Here is a 547-nt window from a genome sequence, read left to right on the forward strand (position 1 = left end):
CGCTTACCCGGGGCGTCAACGTGGAATGGCTGCTCAACTATCGCAGCGGCTCCTTCCTGATGCCGGTGTTTCCGGGACTGGAGACCGAATGCCGGATTCGCGGGGTCAAGTATGAACTGATCGGGCCGGGGGAGGTCAATGCAATTTATGCCACCATCGAATCGGAGAATATGGAAAGGGTGCTGCTGGAGAAGGCGCCGAAGATCGCCATCTACACCCCGCTCAACAAACAGCCCTGGGACGATGCGGTGACCATGGCGCTGACCTATGCGGAAGTGCCCTACGATAAGATTTATGATGAAGAAGTGCTCGACGACAAGCTGAGCGACTACGACTGGCTGCACCTGCACCACGAGGATTTTACCGGGCAGTATGGCAAATTTTACAGCGCCTTCCGCAATGCAGCCTGGTACCTGGAGGAGGTGCGGGTTAATGAGGCAATGGCCGCCAAGTTGGGCTATCCCAACGTCTCGGAAATGAAAAAGGCGGTGGCCCGCACCATTCGCAATTATGTTGAAGGCGGCGGCTTTGTCTTTGCGATGTGCTC

Annotated in this window: 1 protein-coding gene; it reads left to right on the forward strand. The window is 56.5% G+C overall.

What is annotated here, in order from left to right:
- Positions 1-20 precede the first annotated feature (20 nt).
- The coding region (locus tag KDM41_18850) for an asparagine synthetase B (protein MCB1185484.1) at positions 21-547 on the forward strand (527 nt) is incomplete at its 3' end.

This window comes from bacterium (assembly GCA_020440705.1).
Taxonomy (GTDB): domain Bacteria; phylum Krumholzibacteriota; class Krumholzibacteriia; order LZORAL124-64-63; family LZORAL124-64-63; genus JAGRNP01.